This window comes from Streptomyces sp. A0592 (genome assembly GCF_004795115.1).
Taxonomy (GTDB): domain Bacteria; phylum Actinomycetota; class Actinomycetes; order Streptomycetales; family Streptomycetaceae; genus Streptomyces; species Streptomyces erythrochromogenes.
The window spans coordinates 49,493-68,919 of the sequence record NZ_SSBM01000018.1; the positions used below are offsets into that span (position 1 = coordinate 49,493).

A 19,427-nucleotide genomic window follows, 5' to 3' on the forward strand; every position below is an offset into this window, starting at 1 on the left:
TGCAACCGTGGCACTCCCGGCTTGCGGGCACCACCCGGACAGCGCACACAATGGTCCGATGGGAACTCCCTTCTCCTGGGAAGAAGAGCCCGTGAGCACACATCCCTCCGGCAGGCAGCCGTCGTCAGAGCGACCCACCGGGCCGCCTTCCGGGCCGCTGTCGGGCGGGCAGCAGGTGCCTCCTCCCCCGCCGCCGACCGGGCCGCCCGGCGGTCCGGCCGGTCCCGGCGGTCCGGGGCCGGACAAGGTTCCCTGGTGGCGGTCCGTTCCACGGCTCGCCACCGCGCTCGTCGCGGTGGTGGCGGCCGTGGCCCTGGTGGTGGTGCTGACCCGGCCCGACGGCGCACCGAGCGCCGGGGCAGAGGTGTTCCTCCAGCCGGCCGCCGCGGCCGGTCCCGACCCCTTCACCGAGTCCACCGTGGTCAAGGAGGACGCGCCGCCGCCGGAGAGCCCCGAACCGTCCCCGACCGGAGCCGCCCCCACCACCCAGGGCACCGCCACGGGCACCAGGAGCGTCAGCGGCTCCGCCCCGGGCGTGTACGGGGGCACCCAGGACGTGGCGAGCTGCGACGTCGAGAAGCAGATCAAGGTGCTGGGCGCGGAGCCCGCCAAGAACCAGGCCTTCGCGGCGACGCTCGGCATCCAGCCTGCGGCCGTACCCGCGTACCTGCGCTCGCTGACCCCGGTGCAGCTGCGGCTGGACACCCGGGTCACGAACCACGGCTTCCAGAACGGCAAGGTCACCAGCTACCAGGCCGTGCTGCAGGCCGGGACGGCCGTGCTCGTGGACGACCGGGGCGTGCCGCGGGTGCGCTGCGCCTGCGGCAACCCGCTCGGTCCGCCGGTGCCGCTCAAGGCCGCGCCGAAGCGCTACGGGCAGACCTGGCCCTCGTACCAGCCGGCGAAGGTGGTCGTCATCGCGCCGGCCGTGCAGCCCGTGAAGAAGATCGTGATCTACGACCACCAGAACCGGCACTGGTTCGAGCGCGACAAGGGCCACCACCAGGAGAGGAAGCCCGACCGGCCGATCCCGCCGCCCGTGATCCCGACGCCGCCGACCACGCCGAGCCCGGGAGTCACCCCGACGCACACCGGGCCGAAGCCGACCGGATCGCCACCGAAGTCGCCCACGCACACGGGATCGAAGCCGCCGACGAAGCCGCCGACCAGGTCGCCGTCGAAGTCGCCCACGCAATCGGGGTCGAAGCCGCCCACGACGTCTCCGAAGCCGTCCGGCTCCGAATCGCCGTCGAAGCCGCCCACCGGGGCGCCCTCGAAGTCGCCGTCGAAGTCGGAGCCCCCGACCACGTCGCCCTCGGGGTCGCAGCCCCCGTCGAAGCCTCCGTCCGGGTCGCCGACCCCTTCGAAGCCCCCGTCGGGAACGCCGTCGAAGCCCCCTTCGGGAACCCCCTCGGGAACCCCGTCCGGCACCCCGCTGGTCTCGCCGAAGCCCTCCCCGACGCCCTCGGCGCCGGGGTCACCCACGCCGTCGGCCCCGGGGTCGCCCACCCCGTCCAAGCCCCCTTCGGGATCACCGTCGGGACCTCCCTCGCCGTCGGGTTCCCCCTCGGGGTCCCCGGCGGCATCGCCCTCGCCCAGGCCGTCACCGTCGCCCTCTCAGGCGCTTTCGCCCCGGCCGACCGACCGCACGACCTCGCTCCCGTCACGGACGCCGCCTCCGACGGACCGCACGCCCCGGCTGCCGTCGCGGACCCCGCCGCCGACCGACCGTACGCCCCGGCTGCCGAGCAGGCCGCCGGCTCCGCAGTCACCGGTGGCGCCGCAGCCGAAGCCGGAACCGACCCGCACGGCCGTCGATCCGCAGCCTGAGGCTCCGCCGCCGGCGGAGCAGCCCCGCGAGGACGGGGGCGGGAACGGCGGCGACGGCGGCAACCGGTAGCCGGTCAGCTCCGGGCGCGGCGGGCGAGCGAGTCGCCCGCCGCGCCCACCACCGCGCCGAGGGCGACCATGACGACGTAGCCGTAGACCTCGTAGCCGTCGGGAACGAGGAAGCGGACGAAGCCCATGAAGTGGATCCAGCCGAACCACTCGTGCAGGAGGCCGCTCGCGCCGCCGACGAGCAGGACGAAGCAGAGCAGCCCCGAGACGGCTGCCAGCGGGGATTTCGCGGAGGTGGAGGTCATGGCCCGACGGTAGGCGCGCGGCGCCCGGCGGCGGATCCGTCCGAAGGCTGCCCCGGGTCGTACTTAAGTATCCGGTGACCGCCGCGCACACCCGGCGACGTGCGGGTCCGCGTAGATTTCCCGGACATGCGCCGTATTCACCGCACCGGCCGGGACTGGGCCGTGGACATCGCCCTGGTCCTCTTCGCGGCCTGCTTCGCAGCCGTCAGCTCGCAGTCCGTCCCGGTACCGGAGGACCTGGGCCAGGCATGGCGGACCGCCGACCAGGTGGCCGGCGGGCTGGGGTGCGCCGCGCTCCTCCTGCGACGGCGCTGGCCCGTGCCGCTGGCCGTGGCCCTGATCCTGGCCGGCAGCCAGACCCACTACATGACCGGCCCGGCGATGGTGGCGGTCTTCACGGTGGCCGCGACCAAGCCGTGGCGGGCCACGGCCTGGGTGGCGGCGCTGGTCTTCGCCCCGCTGCCCGTCTTCCTGTGGCAGCTGCCGGACCTGCCCGAGGACCGGGCGGGCTCGGCCGTGACCTACTTCGCCCTCATCGCCGGGGCCATCGGCTGGGGGCTGTTCCGGCGCTCGCGCACTCAGCTGATCGCCTCGCTGCGGGCGCGCGCCGAACTGGCCGAGGCGGACGCGGACTCCCGGGCCGAGCGGGCCCGGATGGAGGTGCGGGAGGAGATCGCCCGCGAGATGCACGACGTGCTCGGCCACCGGCTGACGCTGTTGAGCGTGCACGCGGGCGCTCTGGAGTTCAACCCCGGCGCCCCGCGGGAGGAGATCGAGCGGGCCGCCGGGGTGATGCGCGAGAGCGCCGGCCTGGCGCTGCGCGACCTGCGCGAGGTGATCGGCGTACTGCGCTCGGGCTCCGGGCCCGAGGAGGGTGAGCGGCCGCAGCCGGAACTCGCGGACCTGGACCGGCTGGTCGCGCAGGCACGGGCCGCGGGTGGGCGCATCGAGCTGACGGGGCCGCCCGCGGGCGCCGCGCCCCCGGCGCTGGTGGGTCGTACGGCGTACCGGATCGTGCAGGAGGCGCTGACCAACGTACGCCGGCACGCGCCCGGTGCGGCCGTCGAGGTACGGGTGGCCGGCGGCCCGGGGGGCGGGCTGACGGTGGACGTCCGCAACGCCCGCCCGCCCGGGCCGGCCGCCGCCCCCGCCGACGGTGCGGGCCCCGGACCCGGCGGCGGGCAGGGCCTGATCGGCCTGGCGGAGCGCGCCCGGCTGGCCGGCGGGGAACTCACCGCCCGCCCTGCCGACGGAGGATTCCGGGTGCACGCCTGGCTACCCTGGCAGGGCCGACCGGGTCGGGCGAAGGGGGAGGGGGCCGGATGATCCGGGTACTGCTGGTCGACGACGACGCGATCGTCCGGGCAGGGCTGCGGCTGATGCTGGGCGGCGCCCCGGACATCGAACTCGTCGCCGAGGGCGCCGACGGCTCCGAGGTGCCGGGGCTGGTCGCCGCGCACGGCCCCGACCTGGTGCTGATGGACATCCGGATGCCCGGGGTCGACGGGCTCGCCGCCACCGAGGCGCTCCGAGGCCGGCCGGGAGCCCCGGAGGTGCTCGTCCTGACCACCTTCCACACCGACGAGCACGTCCTGCGGGCGCTGCGCGCCGGCGCGGTCGGGTTCCTCCTCAAGGACACCCCGCCGCAGGAGATCGTGACGGCGATCCGCACGGTGGCGGCGGGCGACCCCGTGCTCTCCCCGGCCGTCACCCGCCGGCTCATCGACCAGGTGGCGGGCGGCACCGGCCGGGAGCCGCGGGCGGCCACCGCCCGCGCCCGGCTGTCCCTGCTGGCCGGGCGCGAACGGGAGGTGGCGACGGCCGTCGGGCGGGGCCTGTCCAACGCGGAGATCGGACGGGAACTCCACCTGGCCCTGCCCACGGTGAAGACGCACGTGTCCAGGATCCTGACCCGCCTCGACCTCAACAACCGCGTCCAGATCGCCCTGTTGGTCCACGACGCGGACGAACCGGCCTGACCGTGCAGCGACCCCGGCCGCGGCCTCACCCCACCGGCGGGGCCTGGCGGCGGACCATCTCGGCGATCCAGTCGGGGGCGAACGGGGACGTGCAACCGGGGGACGTGGGATAGTCCTTGAGTACCTGGAGGCGCTCACCGATGTCGATCGCGCGGGTGCGGTGCTCCGGGTGCTCGATGCCGATCTGCGCCAGGCAGTGGTTCATCGCCCACTGCAGGCGGTCCGGGGCGTCCTTCATCTCCGCCTCGATGACGTCGAGCAGCCCCGGGAGGTCGAGACCCTCCGGCTCCTTCGCCACGCGCTCCGTCGTCAGCGCCCAGCCCGCGCTCGCCACCACCGGATCCGGGTCCGCCGTCCAGACCAGGCGCAGTTCCTCCGCGTGCGGGTTCTTCTTCACCACGTAGTTGACGAGCCAGTCCTGCACCTTGGGCGTCCGCGCCCCGCGCAGCATGGCGTCCAACTCGTCCCGCCCGAACGCCTTCGGCCGGCAGACCAGGAGCGCCAGCAGCCTCGCCGCCGTGTCCTGCGTGGCCCAGAGCTCGCGCGCCAGTTCCTGCTGCGTCTTCAGCCGTTTCGCGAGGGCGCGCAGCCTGCCGAGGTTCACCCCGTGGTCGTCGCCGTGCTTCTCGTTCACCGCGCGGGTCTTGGGGTCCTCGAGCGCGGCCAGTTCTGCCATCACCCCGGCCAACGCCGCCCGGGTCTGCGCCGCCTCTGCCACCTCGGCCTCCTCTCCCTCACGTGCCGGACCGAGCCTAGTCCGTCGCGGTGACCGGACCGGCGCACCGAATGGATGGTCGATGCACGGGAATTGCGCGTGCCGCGGCCGGATCCGGGGCCGCCCAAGATGCCGATCGGTGGAGCGGTGACTAATATCATCCGTAGGTAACTGTGGCAACTGTGGGAATCACACCCTTGACCCGCGGTGAATACGCCAGAGCGCGAGGCGTGCGACATATCGCACCGGCCCACAAGGTCCGTGGCCCGACGAGGCCGCGTTGACGGGGGATGCGCGCAAGTCAACACATGTGTACGGCCACAGGTGCAGCCATGGACATCCCTTGCTGAGGAGGAAGAACAAATTTTCGTGCCATAGCAACGAGAAGGGTTCTCAACCATGCGAGCAATGAGAGTCAAGCGCCTCTTCGCGGCGTCCGCCATCGGCGTTCTGATGGCCGGCGGCGCCCTGGGAGCCGCAAGCACCGCCTCGGCGGCGACCCCCACCCAGCCCGTCTCCTACGTGAGCGGCGGCGGAGGCTGGGACCATGACAGGGGCGGCCACCACGGCTGGTACGACGATGACGACGACCACCGTGGCGGAGGCTACGGCCACGACTGCTGACACCAGCGCACGCTGTGCGGCCCGCGCGACGGGCCGCACAGTGTCGTGTCGCCCCGCGGAACCGCCCGGCCGGACCGCCCCACAGGGACACCGGCGGGTGACAGTGAGACCCTGGCTGCATGGCCCGTAGGGGAGACGTTCCCGAGGTCGACTGGCCCGCGCGGCCGGACACGAGCCTTGCGCTCAACCACATGGGCACGTTCGACTGGGACCTCGACAGCGGGCGGATGCACCTGGATCCCACCGCCCTCGAGGTTCTCGACCTGCGCCCGGACGAGTACAGCGGCACCCCCGCCGGGCTCCGTGCGCGCATCGCGCCCGCCGAGGCCGCCCGGCTCGACTCCCGGGTCGCCGAGGCGATCAAGGACGGCCGGAGCCACTACGGGGCCTACGTCCGCAGCCGCCGCCGCGACGGGTCACCGGCCTGGACCCACATCCAGGGGCACATCCTGCGGGACCCGGAAGGCCGCCCGTACCGCGTCATCGGCATCCTCCGCGACGCCGCCCACGACCCGGGCGAGCCCGGAGCCGCCGGGGAACAGGACGAGGGGCGCCGCCGGATGACCGGCGTCGTCGAACGGACCACCGCCATCCTCGCCCACGCCCGCACCGTCAACGACGTGACCGACATCCTCAAGGACCCGCAGGCACTCGGCCACCTCGGCGCGGTCAGCGTGATGCTGGGCGTCGTCGACGGCGGCCGCATCCACCTGGTCGCGGAGGGCCAGCTCGGCACGTACGTCCCCGAGATCGAGTACACCCGGATCGACGCGCGGTTCCCGATGAGCGTGGCCGTACGCACCATGCAGCCGGTCTTCATCGTCTCCCGGCAGGAGTTCCAGGACTCCTACCCGGAACTGTGGCCCTACATCGAGCCGCTGGCCGTCCACAGCGGGGTCTACCTGCCGCTGATCGCGCAGGGCCGGCCCGTGGGCGCCCTGGGGCTGCTCTACAAGCGCGAGGGCGACTTCACCGCCGAGGAGCGCAACCTCCTGATGGCGCTGGGCAGCGGCGTCGCCCAGAGCCTCCAGCGCGCCATTCTCTTCGAGCAGGAGCACGACCTCGCCGAGGGACTCCAGCGGGCCATGCTGCCCCGCCGGATCCCCACGGTGCCGGGCGCGCTGATCGCCGTACGCTACCGCTCCGCCAGGATGGGGCGGGACATCGGCGGCGACTGGTACGACGTGGTCCCGCTCGGCGGCGGCCGGGTCGGCGTGATGATCGGCGACGTCGAAGGGCACGACACGGACGCGGCCGCCGTCATGGGGCAGCTGCGCATCGTGATGCGCGCGTACGTGGTCGAGGGGCACACGCCGGGCGCGGCCATGGCCCGGGCCTCCGCCTTCCTGCGCGATCTGGAGACGGAACGCTTCGCCACCTGCACGTACGCCGAGGCCGACCTCACCAGCGGAATGATCCAGATGGTCCGCGCCGGCCACCTCGACCCGGTCGTGCGGCGCGGTGACGGCAGCTGCCACCGGATCCAGGTGGCGGGCGGCCTGCCCCTCGGGCTGCCACCCGCCGAACCGTCCGCGGCGGCCGGCTCCGGCTACCCCGTCACCAGCCTGGAACTGCACCCCGGAGACACCCTGGTGCTGTGCACGGACGGCCTGATCGAACGCCCCGGAGCCGACCCCGACACCGGCATGCTGGAGCTCATGGCGGCGATCCACAGCGGCCCCGCGGACGTCGAGGAACTCGCCGACGTGCTGTGCGACCTGGTCGGGGACTCGGGCGGCGGGGACGACATGGCCCTGCTCGTGCTGCGCCGCCGCGGTACGCCCACCGGGCGCGGCGGCGGGCCGCTGCGCCAGCGCCTGGACCCGGGGGACGCCGAGGCCCCGGCCCTGGCCCGGCACCTCATCCGGGCGGCGGTGGCCGCCTGGGGTGCGCGGGACCGGGCGGACGAGATCGAGCTGGCGGCGGACGAACTGATGACGAACGCCCTGGTCCACACGGACGGCGGCGGCCACATCAGCATGCGGATCACACCGCAGGGCCGGATCCGGGTCGAGGTCGAGGACTCCAGCAGCGCACTGCCGCGGCGGCGGGAGGCGGACGACTGGGCGGTGTCGGGACGCGGCCTGATGCTGGTGGAACAACTCGCGGACGCGTGGGGCGTGGAGCCGCGGGGCGGCGGCAAATGCGTGTGGTGCGAGTTCGCCGTGAACGCCCCGCAGAGCACTGACGAACTGCCGCGGCACTAGGCCGTCTCTTTCGGATCTTGTAGGTCGAGCCCGCGTCGTCCGGTGCCGTGCCCGGCAAGGCGGAGAGGCGCCCGCGTACTGGACGCACTCGGGCGCCCCGACACCCGTGGGCTCCCCCCGGACGGAGTCTGGGGGTCGGGTGCGGTGCCGGGCGGCGCGGGCCCGGCAAGATCCGAAAGAGACGGCCTGGATCGCGGCGCCGAGGTCGAGCGGGCCGGCCGCGCCGACGGCGGCGATGCGTTGACGGTCTGTTGGCTGAGCGGGCCGAGCGGCTCGGGCACGTCCTCGCCGTTGCCGCCGGCGACGGGATACGGCCCCGGATCGACGACTACCCGCGCGCCCCGGAGCGGACCGATGGGGGGAGGGGGTCAAGCCGGGCCTGCATCTGCGCCCATGACTCGTCCCGGCCCCGCCCTCCCGGCCCCGCCCGGAAGCGGCTACAGGCGTACCAGCGTGACCTCGGTGGCCTTCACGCTCGTCCACACCGCGGAGCCGTCGGCCAGGCCCAGTTCGGCCGCCGCGTCCGGGGTGATCTCCGCGACCAGGTCGGGTGCCTCGGCCGACGCGATCAGCACGCGCAGTCGGCTGCCCACCGCGGTGATCTCCCGTACGGTGCCCTGCCACACGTTGCGGGGGCTGCCGCCCGGGCGGTCCCGGTGCACCGACACCGCCTCCGGGGCGATGATCGCCAGGGCCTCGGATCCCTCGGGCAGGGCCTCGGCGACCACCAGGCGGCCGCCCGCCGGGAGGGCGAGGCCGTCCGCCGAGGCGATGCCGGGCCAGGCGTTGCGCCCGAGCATGCGGGCCACCCACGGGGACCGCGGGTGCCGGGACACCTCGGCGGGCGGCGCGTCCTGGAGGGCCCGGCCGTCGGCCAGAACGAGGACCCGGTCGGCCAGCGAAACCGCCTCGACGGGGTCGTGGGTCACGATGAGGCAGACCCCGCCGAAGCCGGCCAGGTGCGTGCGCAGGGTGTGCCGTACGTGGGCCCGCGTGGTCTGGTCGAGGGCCGCGAGCGGCTCGTCCAGCAGCAGGAGCCGCGGGCGGGCGGCCAGGGCCCGGGCGAGGGCGACCCGCTGGGCCTGGCCGCCGGAGAGCTGCGACGGCTTGCGGTGCGCGAGGTGGCCGACGCCCAGCCGGTCCAGCCAGGCCTGCGCCTCGCGGCGGGCGTCGGCGCGCGGCACCCCGCGGGCGCGCAGCCCGTACGCGGTGTTCGCCAGCGCGCTCAGGTGCGGGAACAGCGCCCCGTCCTGCGGGACCCAGGCCACCTGCCGCTTGTGCGGCGGCAGGGTGGTGACGTCGGCGTCGCCGAGCCGCAGGTCGGCGTGGGCCCGCGGGGTCAGGCCGAGCAGGGCGCGCAGCAGGGTGGTCTTGCCGGCGCCGTTCTCGCCGACGACGGCGATGGTGGTGCCCGGTTCGGCCTCCAGGGTCAGGCGGTTGAAGCCGGTGACGGTGGCGTGCAGGGGCCAGTGCTCCGGCTCCGCGTCGTGCGCCGCGGACTCCGGCAGCGGCAGGGCGCCGTCCGCGCCGGACTCCTCGGCCGGCCGCGTGGCGGGGGAGGGTGCTTCTTCCGGGGCCGGCTGTGGCGCCGTGACCGCCCCGCGGTCGACCGGGGTGCCCGTCCAGCGGCCGCGCAGGGCGATCAGGACGGCCATGGCGATCGCCAGGAGCAGCAGCGAGACCGAGGTCGCGGCCTCGGGCCGGTCCTGGAGCAGCAGGTACACCTGGAGCGGCAGGGTCTGGGTGGTGCCGGGCAGGTTCCCGGCGAAGGTGATGGTCGCGCCGAACTCACCCAGCGCGCGGGCCCAGGTGAGGGCGGCGCCCGCGACCAGACCGGGCGCCACCATCGGCAGGGTCACCGTGAAGAACACGCGGACCGGCGACGCGCCGAGCGAGGCCGCCGTCTCCTCGTAGCTCTGCTTGAGGCCGCCGAGGGCGCCCTCCAGGCTGATGACCAGGAACGGCATGGCGACGAAGGTCGCCGCGACCACGGCTCCCGAGGTGTGGAAGGGCAGGGTGATCCCGAAGGAGTCCTCCAGCCAGGGTCCGAGCAGTCCGCGCCGGCCGAAGCCGAGGAGCAGGGCGACACCGCCCACGGTCGGCGGCAGCACCATGGGGAGCAGCACCAGCGAGCGGACCAGCGCCTTGCCCTTGAACCTCACCCGGGCCAGCAGCCAGGCCAGCGGCACGCCGAGGACGAGCGAGAGGCCCAGCGCCCACAGGGACACCACGAGCGAGAGCTTCAGGGCCTCGACCACGCCCGGGCTGCCCAGGTGTTCCCCGAGGTCGCCCCACGGGGTGCGGACGAGGATCCCGATCAGCGGCATCAGCAGGAACGCGACGGCGAGCAGCGCGGGGAGCGCCAGGGCCACCGGGGGCCGGGTGCGGGTACGGAGTCTGCTCACGGGACTTCCTGGCTGGGGCCGGCGTGGCCGGGCGGGTCGGGTCGGGGCGTGGCCGGACGGTGCGGTTCGAGGTGGTTCGGTGCGGTTCGGGGCTGTCGGGCAGGGGCGCAAGGGGGAAGCGTATGCGGGGGCGGCCGGCGGGCGCGGCCGGGCGCGGGCACGCCGAAGGGGCTGCCTGTCCCCCCGGACCAGACAGCCCCTCCTGCCATCCACGGGGAGCGGCGCCGCCTACGGCTGCTGGAAGCCCGCGTCCTGGAGGACCTTCTGCGCCTCGGGGGTGCTCAGCCAGGCCACGAACGCGGCCGCGGCCTCGGTGTTCTTGGACTGCTTCAGCGTGGCGGCCGGGTAGGAGGCCACGGCGTTCTGGTCGTCGGGGATCTCCACGGTGACGACTTTGTCGCCCGACTTGGCGGAGTCCGTCTTGTAGACGAGGCCGGCGTCCGCCTCACCCAGCTCGACCTTGCTCAGCACGGCGCGGACGTTGGGCTCCTGGGAGACCGGCTTCACCTCGACCTTCTGGGCGTCGAGGATCTGCTTGCTGTAGCGGCCGACCGGCACCTCGGGCGCGGCGAGCACGACCTTGACCTTGGTGTCGGCGAGGTCCTTCAGGTCGTCGATCTTGAACGGGTTGCCCTTGCCCGCCGCGATGACCAGGCGGTTCTTCGCGATGATCTTGGGGTCGCCGGTCTCGGCCTTCAGCCCGTCCATGGTCTTGGTGTCGGCAGTGACCAGCGCGTCGGCCGGGGCGCCCTGCTTGACCTGTGCCGCGAGCTCCTGCGAACCGGCGAAGGAGAAGGTGACCTTCGTGCCGGGGTGGGACTTCTGGTACGCCTCGCCCGCGGTCTTGAAGACGTCGGTGAGGGAGGAGGCGGCCAGGACGGTGAGGTTCGCCTGCGGCGCGGCGGACGCCGAAGGCGCCGCCGAGCCGGTGCCGGAGGCGGCGGGCTTGTCGTCGCCGCTGCCGCAGGCGGTCAGCCCGGCGAGCAGGGCGGCGGACAGGGCGGCGGCGACGGTGCGGCGGCGGGTCAGGGTCGGGGACATGAGCGCAGGCTCCTCGGTCGGGTCGGCGGCCGGCCGGGTGCCGGATCCGCGCGGTGGTGACCCGCGCCGGTGACGGGCGGAGCGGGTGGGGACGGTTCGGTGGTGCTGAGCAGTGGCGCCGAGCGGCGGTGCGGGGGACCGCGGGCCGGCCGGGAGCAGAACGCGGGCGGAACGCGGCGGCCTGTGGGTTCAGGCGCGGTCGATGTGCACGCTCGTGGACTTCACGCGGGCGGTGGCCCGCATGCCGACCTCCAGCCCGAGCTCCTCGACGGCCTCACGGGTGAGCAGGGAGACCCGGCGGTGGGGACCCGCCTGGATGTCGACCTGGGCGGACACCTCGCCGAGCCTGACGGCCGTGACGATGCCCGGAAAGGCGTTGCGCGCCGAGGTGTACGGCTCGCCGTCCTCGGTGTGGGCGCCCTGCCCCACCTCCACGGAGAAAGCGGCCAGATCGCGGCCGTTGATCAGCCGCCGGCCGACCTCGTCGCGATGGGTCACGACCCGGCCGGCGTCGGCCCAGCGCCGCGCGGTGTCCGGGCTGACGCCCAGCAGTCGCGCAGCCTGTCCGATGGTGTAGGACTGCATGTGCGACAAGGTAGGGGCACGTGTGGCGCATTTGCAATTCTCTTGGGGAGAACACCATGGTAGGTGCCAGGTGTCTTGGTGCATCTGCCAAAAGACGGAGAAGAGTCGTTCCCCCGCGGGGGGTCCGGATCGCTAGAGTCGGGGCATGGCAGATGAGGTGTCGGGGACGGAAACGGGCACGGTGCGGGTCGACGCGTGGATCTGGTCCGTGCGTCTGACCAAGACCCGGGCGATCGCGGCGACGGCCTGCCGGGCGGGTCATGTGAAGGTCAACGGGGAGCGCGCCAAGCCGGCGCAGGCGATCCGCGCCGGTGACGAGGTCCGGCTCTTCCACGCGGGGCGCGAGCGGAGCGTCGTCGTCAGGCGGTCCGTGTCCAAGCGGGTGGGCGCGCCCGTCGCCGCCGAGTGCCTGATCGACAAGAGCCCGCCGCCGCCGACCCCCGTGGAGGCCGCGGTCGTCGGCATCCGCGACCGGGGCACGGGCCGCCCCACCAAGCGCGATCGCCGCGAGATGCAGTCGCTGCGCGGCCGCTGACGGGGGCGCGGTCCGGGCCGGGCTCCGACGACAGGGCCGGGCGGCCGCCCGGCGCCGGCGGCCCGGCTTGCCTCACGTGCCCGCCGCGAGGCGTCGCGGCGCCCCGCCGTGCCGGCCTGTACCGTGCTGTGCCGGCTCGTGTCCGCCGTGCTGTGTTGTGCCGCGGCCTTCTCCGTCGTGCTCCCGCTGTGCCGTGTGCACCGCACGCCACCGCACCCCCGCGGGCGCCGCCACCGGCGGACGGGACCCGCCCGTCGTCCGGGCTCAGCCGCGCGCCGGGACGCTCAGACCTTGCGGTAGGCGTACGCCTCGGCAGCTGCCTCCACGACCTGTGCCAGCGGGGCGCCCGCGGACGCGGCGACCACCGCAGCCACCGCGCCCTCGACGAACGGCGCGTCCACCAGCCGCGCGTCCGGCGGCAGTTCGTCCTCCAGCAGCAGCGCCTTGACCGTCAGCACCGAACTCCCGAGGTCCGCGAGCAGCGCGACCCCGGCACCCCGGTCCACCTCCCGCGCGGCCGCCACGATCCGCTCCGCGCTGGTGCCGAGCCCGCCGGCGGATGTGCCGCCCGCAGCGGCCACCGGAGCCACCGGTCCGCCCGCCGCGAGGCCTCGCGCCAGCTCCGCCACCGACTCGGCGACCGGCGCGCTGTGCGAGACCAGCACCACCCCGACCAGGGCCGGCTGCGTACCGCCGGCGCCGTGTCCGCCCGTCACCGTGCGCCCGCCGTCCGCTCGGCCACGTCCGCGAGCGCCCCCAGCAGCAGCGCCGACGAGGTCGCTCCCGGATCCTGGTGCCCGATGCTGCGCTCGCCGAGGTAGCTGGCCCGCCCCTTGCGCGCCTGCATCGGTACGGTGGCGAGGGCCCCGTTCTCCGCCGCGTCCGCCGCCGCCCGGTACGAGGTGGCCAGCGCGGCCACGCCCGGCAGCAGCGCGTCCAGCATGGTCTTGTCGCCCGGCGCCGCCCCGCCCAGCTGCGCCACCGCGCCGACCCCCTGGTCCAGGGCCCCGCGGAACTCCTCGTCGGACACCTCGGGCGCCTCGCCGAGTTCCTTGCCGGTACGGCGCAGCAGCATCCCGTACAGCGGTCCCGACGCGCCGCCGACCGTCGAGATCAGCGTCCGCCCGGCGAGCTGGAGCACGGTGCCCGGCGCTGCCGGGGCCTCCGTGTCCAAGACGGTGCGCACGGCCGTGAAACCCCGCAGCAGATTGCTCCCGTGGTCGGCGTCCCCGATGGGGGAGTCGAGCTCCGTGAGCCGGTCCGCCTCACGCTCCACGGCGGCCGCGGCGGCCGCCATCCAGTTCCGGAAGAACTCTGCGTCACGCACCGGATCTCCTCGCCTCGCGTCCGCCCCGGCCAGTCCTTGCCGCCACCATAGATCAGCGCCCCCGCCGCGGGGCCGCTGTGCGTGCGGGCGCGTCAACCCGCGCGGGCGGCGGCAGTGCCGCCGGTGCGCAGAAATGGTCAATTGGCGCCGCATGCGGTCAACCGGAAGCGCGAGATTCGGCCACGTGGTCGGATGTCTGCTTCTGCGGGATTCGACGAGTGCGAGGCGCAGCGTGGCAGCGACGACTGAAGAGCCGTTCAGGGCTCTGCTGGAAGCGGCACCGGACGCGATGGTGATCGTGGACGACGCCGGGGTGATCCGGCTGGTGAACGCGCAGACCGAGGCCCTGTTCGGCCATCCCCGGCGGGAACTCCTGGGCCGCCACATCGAGGTCCTGGTCCCCGAGCGGTTCCGCGGCCAGCACCCGGGCCACCGGCTCGGCTACGCGGCCAGCCGCCAGGTCCGCCCGATGGGCGCGGGGCTGGTGCTGTACGGGCTGCGCAGGGACGGGCGCGAGTTCCCGGTGGAGATCAGCCTGAGTCCGCTCGAGACCCCGGAGGGCCTGCTGATCTCGGCGGCCGTGCGGGACGTCAGCGAGCGCAGGGCCGCCGAGGAATGCTTCCGGGCCCTGCTCGAGGCGGCACCGGACGCCATGGTGATCGTCGACGAGAGCGGCTCGATCCAGCTCGTCAACGCGCAGACCGAGGCCCTGTTCGGGTACGCGCGGGAGGACTTGCTGGGAAGACCCGTCGAGGTGCTCGTACCGGAACGGTTCCGCGGGCACCACTCCGACTTCCGGCACGGCTACTTCGTCAACCGCAAGACCCGTCCCATGGGAGCGGGCCTGGAGCTGTACGGGCTGCGCTGCGACGGCGGCGAATTCCCGGTGGAGATCAGTCTGAGCCCGCTGGAGACCCCCGACGGCACGCTGGTCTCCGCCGCCATCCGCGACGTCACCGAGCGCAAGTCGGCCGAGGAGATGCTCGCGAAGCTCTACGAGCAGCAGCGCCACGTCGCGCTCACCCTCCAGCGCAGCCTCATGGGATCCCCGCCGGACGTACCGGGGATGCCCACGGCGAGCCGGTACTTCCCGGCCCGGCAGGGGGCCGGGGTGGGCGGCGACTGGTTCGACCTCATCCCCCTGGGAGGCGGCCGGGTCGGCGTGATGGTCGGCGACGTGATGGGGCGCGGACTGGACGCCGCCGCCGTCATGGGCCAGCTCAGATCCGCCTCCCACGCCCTGGCCAAGACCGGCATGCCGCCCTGGCAGCTCATGCGCGCCCTGGACGCGGTCGTCAGCGAGCTGCCGGACCAGTTCGTCACCTGCTGCTACCTGGTCGTGGACGCCGATTCCGCCGAGATCACCATGTGTTCGGCCGGACACCTGCCGGTCCTGCTCGTCGCCCCGGGCGGCGAGGTCACCCGGCTGCCCGTCGAGGTGAGCGTGCCGCTGGGCGTGGGAGAGGTGCCCCACCACGAGACCCGGCACACCGTCGAGGCCGGATCGGTGCTCGCCCTCTACACGGACGGCCTGGTGGAAACGCCCGACAGCGACATCGAGGGCCAGGTGGACGGTCTCGCTGCGGCGTTGGAGAAGGCCGTCGCTGCGTCGGACGGCCTGGAGGCGGCCGCCGACCGGCTGTTGGCCGAACTGCTGCCGGACGCCGACGACAACCCCGACGACGTGACCCTCCTGCTGGTCCGCATCCCCGACACGCCCGTGACCTCGCAGAGCATGCTCCTCGCCGCGGACCCGAGCAGCGTCGGCGCGGGACGGCGCTTCCTGTGCTCCACGCTGGCCCTGTGGGGCAAGGACGACGAGCAACTCCGCGACACCGCCTGCCTGCTCACCTCCGAGCTGCTCTCCAACGCGGTGAACCACAGCCGCGGCCCCGTCCGGCTCCGCCTGCGCCAGGCCGGTCGTGAACTCAGCGTCGAGGTCTGCGACGGCAGCCCGGTCCTGCCGCAGGCCCGCTTCGCCGCCCCCGACGCCGAATCGGGCCGGGGGCTGCTCCTCGTCGACTCGCTCGCCTCCTCCTAGGGAACCCTCCCGACGGCCGAGGGCAAGGCCGTCTGGTTCTCACTGCCTCTGCCCGCCCCACGCCCGGCCCCTCCCTCGGCGCGGCGGGCGGGGCGCGTCATCGGCGGGCTCCCGGCGGACCTCCGCGCGAAAACGGACTGAGCCCCGGGGCGGCCACGTGATCGAATGGGCGTGTGAACGGCCGTGACGGAAAGGGTCCCGCTGTGTCAGATACGCCCCCGCCGAACGTGTGGGCCGCGCCGCCCGCAGGCGCTCCGCAATGGCCGGCCCCGGCGCGGGGATGGCCGCCCACCGCCCCGGGCGGTCCTCCGTTCGCCGCCGGGCCGCCGCGGACCGAGACCGCGCCGGCCGGCAGCGCCTACCACGAACAGGCCCGCAACGGACGGCAGAAGGTCCCGCAGCGCATCGGGGAGTTCCTCCTCGTCCTTGTCGGGAACCTGGCCGTACCGCTGGTGGTCATCGCGTTCGGCGCCCTCGCCTGGTACGTGCTGGGGCAGGACTTCGCACCCGAGAACGGGGACCGGATCCTGGGGGACCCGCTCGCCGACGAGGCGCTCGGCCTGCTCTCCATAGCCACCGGCATACCCGTCGTACTGCTCGCCGTCCGCTGGTGCGGCAGCCGCCCCGGCGGCACCGCGGCCTCCGTCGTGGGCCGGCTGCGCTGGGGCTGGCTGGCCCGCTGTGCGGCGGTCGCGTTCCCGCTGATCGTGCTCCAGATGGGCGGGCTGGCGCTCTGGGGCTACCTCAGCGAGGGCGAGGAGTCCCTCGCCGGCGACTTCCCCGGCTGGTCCGGTCTCCTCCTCGGACTCGTCGTGCTGTGGGCGCTGATCCCCTTTCAGGCCGCGGCCGAGGAATTCGTCTTCCGGGGCTGGCTCGCCCAGTTCTTCGGCGGATTCCTCACGTCCCCCTGGCCGGGCATCGTCATCGCGTCCGCCCTCTTCGCCGTCGCCCACGGCTTCGGCGAGTGGTCGGGATTCGCCCTGCTGTTCTACTCCGCCCTGTGGTGGGGATGGCTGACCATCCGCACGGGAGGCCTCGAAGCCGTCATCGCGGTGCACGTGGCGAACAACATGACCGCCTACGGCATCACCGTGGCCCTGGGGCAACTGGCGGAATCGGGCAACGCGGCGGACGCCCCGTGGCAGGCCCTCGTCCTCGAACTCGTCGCCGCACCGGCGTACTGCCTGCTGATCGCGAAGCTCGCCACCGCCCGCGGCGTCCGGCGCCTCAGCCCGGGAGGGCCCGCCGAGCCTGCGGAGCCGGCCGGGCGGGTGGAGCCGGCCGAGGGTGCGGAGCGGGCCGTGTAGGTGCGGCTCCCTCACCGGTCGGCGGTGGCCGATCCGATCTCCACCACCCGGGCCCAGGACGGTGTCGGGTCCGGCCGGTAGTACGGATCGTCCTCGTCCCACCGCAGCCTCCTGTTGCGGGAGAAGCGGCCCACCACCGTCCGGCAGGGCGGCCGGACGGCGGGCCAGGCCGTCCGCCCGTCCGTCAGGACCACGATGACGTCGGGCCGGGGCCCCGACCGCAGAGCCCTGGCGAAACCCGCCCGCAGATCCGTACCGCCGCCGCCCAGCAGCGGAATGCCCTCGCCCTGGCACAGGGGGTGTACGATCCGCGCTGCCGCGTCGCACGGCACCACGGTGACCAGGTCGCGGCGGCCGCCCACGGCCTGGGAGATCGCGGCGACCTCCAGGAGCGCGCTGCCCAGTTCGGCGTCGCTGACCGATCCGGAGGTGTCGATCACCACGCAGACCCGCGGCGGTCGGCGCCGAAGGCTCGGCAGGACGATGCCCGGCAGGCCGGCCGAGCGCCGCGAGGGCCGGCCGTAGCTGTAGTCCTCGCCGGCGCCCGCGCCGGAGGCCGCGGACCGGACCGCCGCTCCGAGCAACTCCCGCCACGGCTGGGGCGGGTGGAAGGCCTCCTCCGCCCACCGCTTCCATGCCTTCGGGGCGCTGCCCGGCCGCCCGTTGATGCCCTGCGCCACCCGGAAGCGGACCGCGTCCTGCTCCTGCTCGCTGAGGCCGTGCGCGCCGTCCGGCCCGAGGTCCCACCCGCGGTCCATCCCGTCGGCGCCGCTGCCGCAGTCCAGCCAGACCAGGCCCTGCGTGCGCGGCCCGAGCCCGAATTGGCGCAGGTAGTCCTCCATCAGCTCGCCCCCGGACAGCCCCAGGTGCTGCGGGGTGACGGCGCCCGCGGGCCGGGCCAGTCCGTCGCCGAACACGTCGTCGTTGATCTCGCAGTCCGCGGCGATGTTCACCCGCAGCCGTGCCCCGGGGCCCTCCAGCCCCTGCAGCCGCGCGGCCCGGTCGCCGCGCCGGTGGTGGTCGCGCAGCAGGTGCGACACCTCGTGGACCCAGACCCCCGCCAGTTCCGCCACCGGAGTCCGGTACACGAACCCCGGCGAGACGTAGACCCGCCAGTACCGGTCGACGGCCATCGTCGGCACCTGCCGCGACTCCACGGTGTGAAGGGCGAACAGAGCCGTCGCGAGGTACGGCCTGACCCGCGCGGCGTGCAGCCGTGCGGTGTAGAGCTTGTCGAGGTCCAGCGCCCCGGGCGCCCCGGCGCTCACCGGCGGGCCCCCACGGGGACGCCCTTGCGGTCCGCGGTCCGCTCCGCCGCCCGGTCCGCTCGCCGGGACAGGTCCACCACCCCGGCGAGCCGCTCGATCGCGGCCGGCACGTCCCACTCCTCCCGGCGCAGCGCGGCCAGGGAGGTCGCGGGGACGACCACCAGGTCCGGCGCCCCCGTCTCCAGCGCCCGGACCATGATCGTCCATGCTGCGTCCCAACGGGCCTTCTCCGGACGCCGGTTGACCGCGGCCACGATCCCGTCCAGCACGGCTTGGCGCTGGTCGCCCCGCTCGGGCAGGTCGGCGCCGGCCGGGTCGGCGAGCAGCTCCTCGGGGTCGGGGAGTTCCATCCGGTCCACAGCGGCGAGCAGTTCCAGCGCCGGACCGTCCCCGACGGTTCCCCTGACCAGCATGGACAGCACCTCCCGGGAGGAGCCGGCCGCGGTGGCGAACGCGATCAGGCGCAGCGTCATGTCCCAGCTGCGGGGCGACGGCCAGGCGCCGCCGCGCCGCGTCTCGGCGGAGGGCAGGCGGTGTACGAGCGGGGGCCGGGTGGTGAGGAACCCGCACACCGCGCGCCGGGCGAAGTCGACGGCGGCCGGCAGTGCCTGCGCGTCGAGGCGCGGCAGGGTGGCGCGCGGCCAGGTCCCGCCGAGACCGCGTACGACGACATCGTGGTCGTGGGTCCACTGGAGGTGGACGAACCGGTTGGCCAGCGGCGGGCTCAGTTCCCAGCCGTCGGCCGCCGAGGACCGCGGGTTCGCGGCCGCCACGATCCGCACCCCGGGCGGCAGTTGCAGGGCACCGATCCGCCGTTCCAGTACGAGGCGCAGCAGGGCGGCCTGCACGGCCGGGGGTGCGGTCGACAGCTCGTCGAGGAAGAGCAGCCCGCGCCCGGCCCGTACCAGGCGCACCGCCCAGTCCGGCGGGGCCATGGGGACGCCCTGCTCCGCGGGGTCGTCGCCGACGACGGGCAGCCCCGAGAAGTCGGACGGTTCGTGCACGCTGGCGATGACCGTGGTGAGCGGCAGGTCCAGGGAGGCAGCGAGCTGGGTCAGGGCGGCGGTCTTGCCGATCCCCGGCTCGCCCCACAGCAGGACGGGCAGGTCCGCGGCGACGGCCAGGGTGAGGGCTTCGAGCTGGTTGTCGGGGCGCGGCTCGGTGGTGGTCTCGCCGAGCAGGGCCAGCAGATCGCCGGCGACGTCGAGTTGGGAGACGGCGGGTATGTCCATGCGCATGTGTGGTCACC

Annotated in this window: 18 protein-coding genes and 1 pseudogene; 8 read left to right on the forward strand and 11 right to left on the reverse strand. The window is 74.5% G+C overall.

From position 1 onward, the window contains the following. Nucleotides 1–58 precede the first annotated feature (58 nt). A pseudogene (locus tag E6U81_RS41970) lies at nt 59–937 on the forward strand (DUF6777 domain-containing protein); the annotation flags it as partial. 17 nt (nt 938–954) lie between these two features. Here E6U81_RS41970 and E6U81_RS39975 read toward each other — a convergent pair. The 3 genes from E6U81_RS39975 to E6U81_RS24135 all read right to left on the reverse strand — a co-directional run bounded on the left by E6U81_RS39975 (nt 955) and on the right by E6U81_RS24135 (nt 2,144). Then, nucleotides 955–1,509, reverse strand: coding sequence for a hypothetical protein (locus tag E6U81_RS39975; RefSeq protein WP_168714720.1), 555 nt, complete (start codon nt 1,507–1,509; stop codon nt 955–957). Between the two features lie 108 nt (nt 1,510–1,617). Beyond that, nucleotides 1,618–1,809 (reverse strand): hypothetical protein, encoded by a 192-nt coding sequence (locus tag E6U81_RS39980; protein ID WP_168714721.1) that lies wholly within the window; start codon nt 1,807–1,809, stop codon nt 1,618–1,620. Between the two features lie 95 nt (nt 1,810–1,904). After that, on the reverse strand, nt 1,905–2,144 hold the full coding sequence (locus tag E6U81_RS24135; RefSeq protein ID WP_136232185.1) for a hypothetical protein: 240 nt from the start codon (nt 2,142–2,144) through the stop codon (nt 1,905–1,907). Nucleotides 2,145–2,270: 126 nt separating this feature from the next. Here E6U81_RS24135 and E6U81_RS24140 point away from each other — a divergent pair, with 126 nt between their 5' ends. Together E6U81_RS24140 and E6U81_RS24145 are read left to right on the forward strand one after the other, a co-directional pair. Then, nucleotides 2,271–3,470 (forward strand): histidine kinase, encoded by a 1,200-nt coding sequence (locus E6U81_RS24140; RefSeq protein ID WP_136232186.1) that lies wholly within the window; start codon nt 2,271–2,273, stop codon nt 3,468–3,470. Continuing rightward, nucleotides 3,467–4,123, forward strand: coding sequence for a response regulator transcription factor (locus tag E6U81_RS24145; protein WP_136232187.1), 657 nt, complete (start codon nt 3,467–3,469; stop codon nt 4,121–4,123). Before E6U81_RS24140 ends, E6U81_RS24145 begins: the two co-directional genes overlap by 4 nt. Nucleotides 4,124–4,148: 25 nt before the next feature. Here E6U81_RS24145 and E6U81_RS24150 read toward each other — a convergent pair whose 3' ends face one another. Beyond that, nucleotides 4,149–4,799, reverse strand: coding sequence for a DNA alkylation repair protein (locus tag E6U81_RS24150; RefSeq protein WP_136232268.1), 651 nt, complete (start codon nt 4,797–4,799; stop codon nt 4,149–4,151). Between the two features lie 447 nt (nt 4,800–5,246). On the opposite strand from E6U81_RS24150, the gene E6U81_RS24155 reads away from it, so the two are divergent. Together E6U81_RS24155 and E6U81_RS24160 are read left to right on the forward strand one after the other, a co-directional pair. Next, entirely contained in the window at nt 5,247–5,462 is a 216-nt protein-coding gene (locus tag E6U81_RS24155) for a hypothetical protein (RefSeq protein WP_168714722.1), read from the forward strand. Nucleotides 5,463–5,581: 119 nt separating this feature from the next. Then, complete coding sequence (locus E6U81_RS24160) at nt 5,582–7,669, forward strand: SpoIIE family protein phosphatase (protein ID WP_136232189.1); 2,088 nt, start codon at nt 5,582–5,584, stop codon at nt 7,667–7,669. 437 nt (nt 7,670–8,106) lie between these two features. Here the strand turns inward: E6U81_RS24160 and E6U81_RS24165 are convergent, their stop codons facing one another. From E6U81_RS24165 to E6U81_RS24175, 3 genes are all read right to left on the reverse strand, one after another. Continuing rightward, complete coding sequence (locus tag E6U81_RS24165; protein WP_206310013.1) at nt 8,107–9,996, reverse strand: ABC transporter permease; 1,890 nt, start codon at nt 9,994–9,996, stop codon at nt 8,107–8,109. A gap of 306 nt (nt 9,997–10,302) precedes the next feature. Continuing rightward, nucleotides 10,303–11,115: a molybdate ABC transporter substrate-binding protein gene (gene modA, locus E6U81_RS24170; RefSeq protein WP_136232191.1), complete on the reverse strand. Its 813-nt coding sequence runs from the start codon at nt 11,113–11,115 to the stop codon at nt 10,303–10,305. A gap of 189 nt (nt 11,116–11,304) precedes the next feature. After that, nucleotides 11,305–11,700 carry a helix-turn-helix transcriptional regulator gene (locus E6U81_RS24175; protein WP_136232192.1) on the reverse strand — a complete coding sequence of 132 codons (396 nt, stop codon included), beginning with the start codon at nt 11,698–11,700 and terminating at the stop codon, nt 11,305–11,307. A 145-nt stretch (nt 11,701–11,845) separates the two neighbouring features. Here E6U81_RS24175 and E6U81_RS24180 point away from each other — a divergent pair, with 145 nt between their 5' ends. Beyond that, nucleotides 11,846–12,235 (forward strand): S4 domain-containing protein, encoded by a 390-nt coding sequence (locus E6U81_RS24180; RefSeq protein ID WP_136232193.1) that lies wholly within the window; start codon nt 11,846–11,848, stop codon nt 12,233–12,235. A gap of 284 nt (nt 12,236–12,519) precedes the next feature. On the opposite strand, the gene E6U81_RS24185 is transcribed toward E6U81_RS24180, so the two are convergent. Further along, nucleotides 12,520–12,951, reverse strand: a complete 432-nt coding sequence (locus E6U81_RS24185; protein WP_136232194.1) for a PTS fructose transporter subunit IIA — start codon at nt 12,949–12,951, stop codon at nt 12,520–12,522. Then, entirely contained in the window at nt 12,948–13,562 is a 615-nt protein-coding gene (gene dhaL, locus E6U81_RS24190) for a dihydroxyacetone kinase subunit DhaL (RefSeq protein ID WP_240803987.1), read from the reverse strand. Before dhaL ends, E6U81_RS24185 begins: the two co-directional genes overlap by 4 nt. A gap of 232 nt (nt 13,563–13,794) precedes the next feature. Here dhaL and E6U81_RS24195 point away from each other — a divergent pair, with 232 nt between their 5' ends. Then, nucleotides 13,795–15,603, forward strand: a complete 1,809-nt coding sequence (locus E6U81_RS24195) for a PAS domain S-box protein (RefSeq protein WP_240803988.1) — start codon at nt 13,795–13,797, stop codon at nt 15,601–15,603. A gap of 203 nt (nt 15,604–15,806) precedes the next feature. Further along, entirely contained in the window at nt 15,807–16,910 is a 1,104-nt protein-coding gene (locus tag E6U81_RS24200) for a CPBP family glutamic-type intramembrane protease (RefSeq protein ID WP_240803989.1), read from the forward strand. Between the two features lie 11 nt (nt 16,911–16,921). On the opposite strand, the gene E6U81_RS24205 is transcribed toward E6U81_RS24200, so the two are convergent. Together E6U81_RS24205 and E6U81_RS24210 are read right to left on the reverse strand one after the other, a co-directional pair. Beyond that, nucleotides 16,922–18,178 carry a VWA-like domain-containing protein gene (locus E6U81_RS24205; protein ID WP_136232196.1) on the reverse strand — a complete coding sequence of 419 codons (1,257 nt, stop codon included), beginning with the start codon at nt 18,176–18,178 and terminating at the stop codon, nt 16,922–16,924. After that, entirely contained in the window at nt 18,175–19,416 is a 1,242-nt protein-coding gene (locus tag E6U81_RS24210; RefSeq protein WP_136232197.1) for a MoxR family ATPase, read from the reverse strand. Before E6U81_RS24210 ends, E6U81_RS24205 begins: the two co-directional genes overlap by 4 nt. Nucleotides 19,417–19,427 lie beyond the last annotated feature (11 nt).

Bases quoted from the DNA above. Each gene is read 5' to 3' on its own strand.
- E6U81_RS24135 (WP_136232185.1), bottom strand. From the start codon at position 2,144: ATGACCTCCACCTCCGCGAAATCCCCGCTGGCAGCCGTCTCGGGGCTG.
- E6U81_RS24140 (WP_136232186.1), top strand. From the start codon at position 2,271: ATGCGCCGTATTCACCGCACCGGCCGGGACTGGGCCGTGGACATCGCC.
- E6U81_RS24145 (WP_136232187.1), top strand. From the start codon at position 3,467: ATGATCCGGGTACTGCTGGTCGACGACGACGCGATCGTCCGGGCAGGG.
- E6U81_RS24150 (WP_136232268.1), bottom strand. From the start codon at position 4,799: ATGGCAGAACTGGCCGCGCTCGAGGACCCCAAGACCCGCGCGGTGAAC.
- E6U81_RS24155 (WP_168714722.1), top strand. From the start codon at position 5,247: ATGAGAGTCAAGCGCCTCTTCGCGGCGTCCGCCATCGGCGTTCTGATG.
- E6U81_RS24160 (WP_136232189.1), top strand. From the start codon at position 5,582: ATGGCCCGTAGGGGAGACGTTCCCGAGGTCGACTGGCCCGCGCGGCCG.
- E6U81_RS24165 (WP_206310013.1), bottom strand. From the start codon at position 9,996: ATGCCGCTGATCGGGATCCTCGTCCGCACCCCGTGGGGCGACCTCGGG.
- modA (WP_136232191.1), bottom strand. From the start codon at position 11,115: ATGTCCCCGACCCTGACCCGCCGCCGCACCGTCGCCGCCGCCCTGTCC.
- E6U81_RS24175 (WP_136232192.1), bottom strand. From the start codon at position 11,700: ATGCAGTCCTACACCATCGGACAGGCTGCGCGACTGCTGGGCGTCAGC.
- E6U81_RS24180 (WP_136232193.1), top strand. From the start codon at position 11,846: ATGGCAGATGAGGTGTCGGGGACGGAAACGGGCACGGTGCGGGTCGAC.
- E6U81_RS24210 (WP_136232197.1), bottom strand. From the start codon at position 19,416: ATGCGCATGGACATACCCGCCGTCTCCCAACTCGACGTCGCCGGCGAT.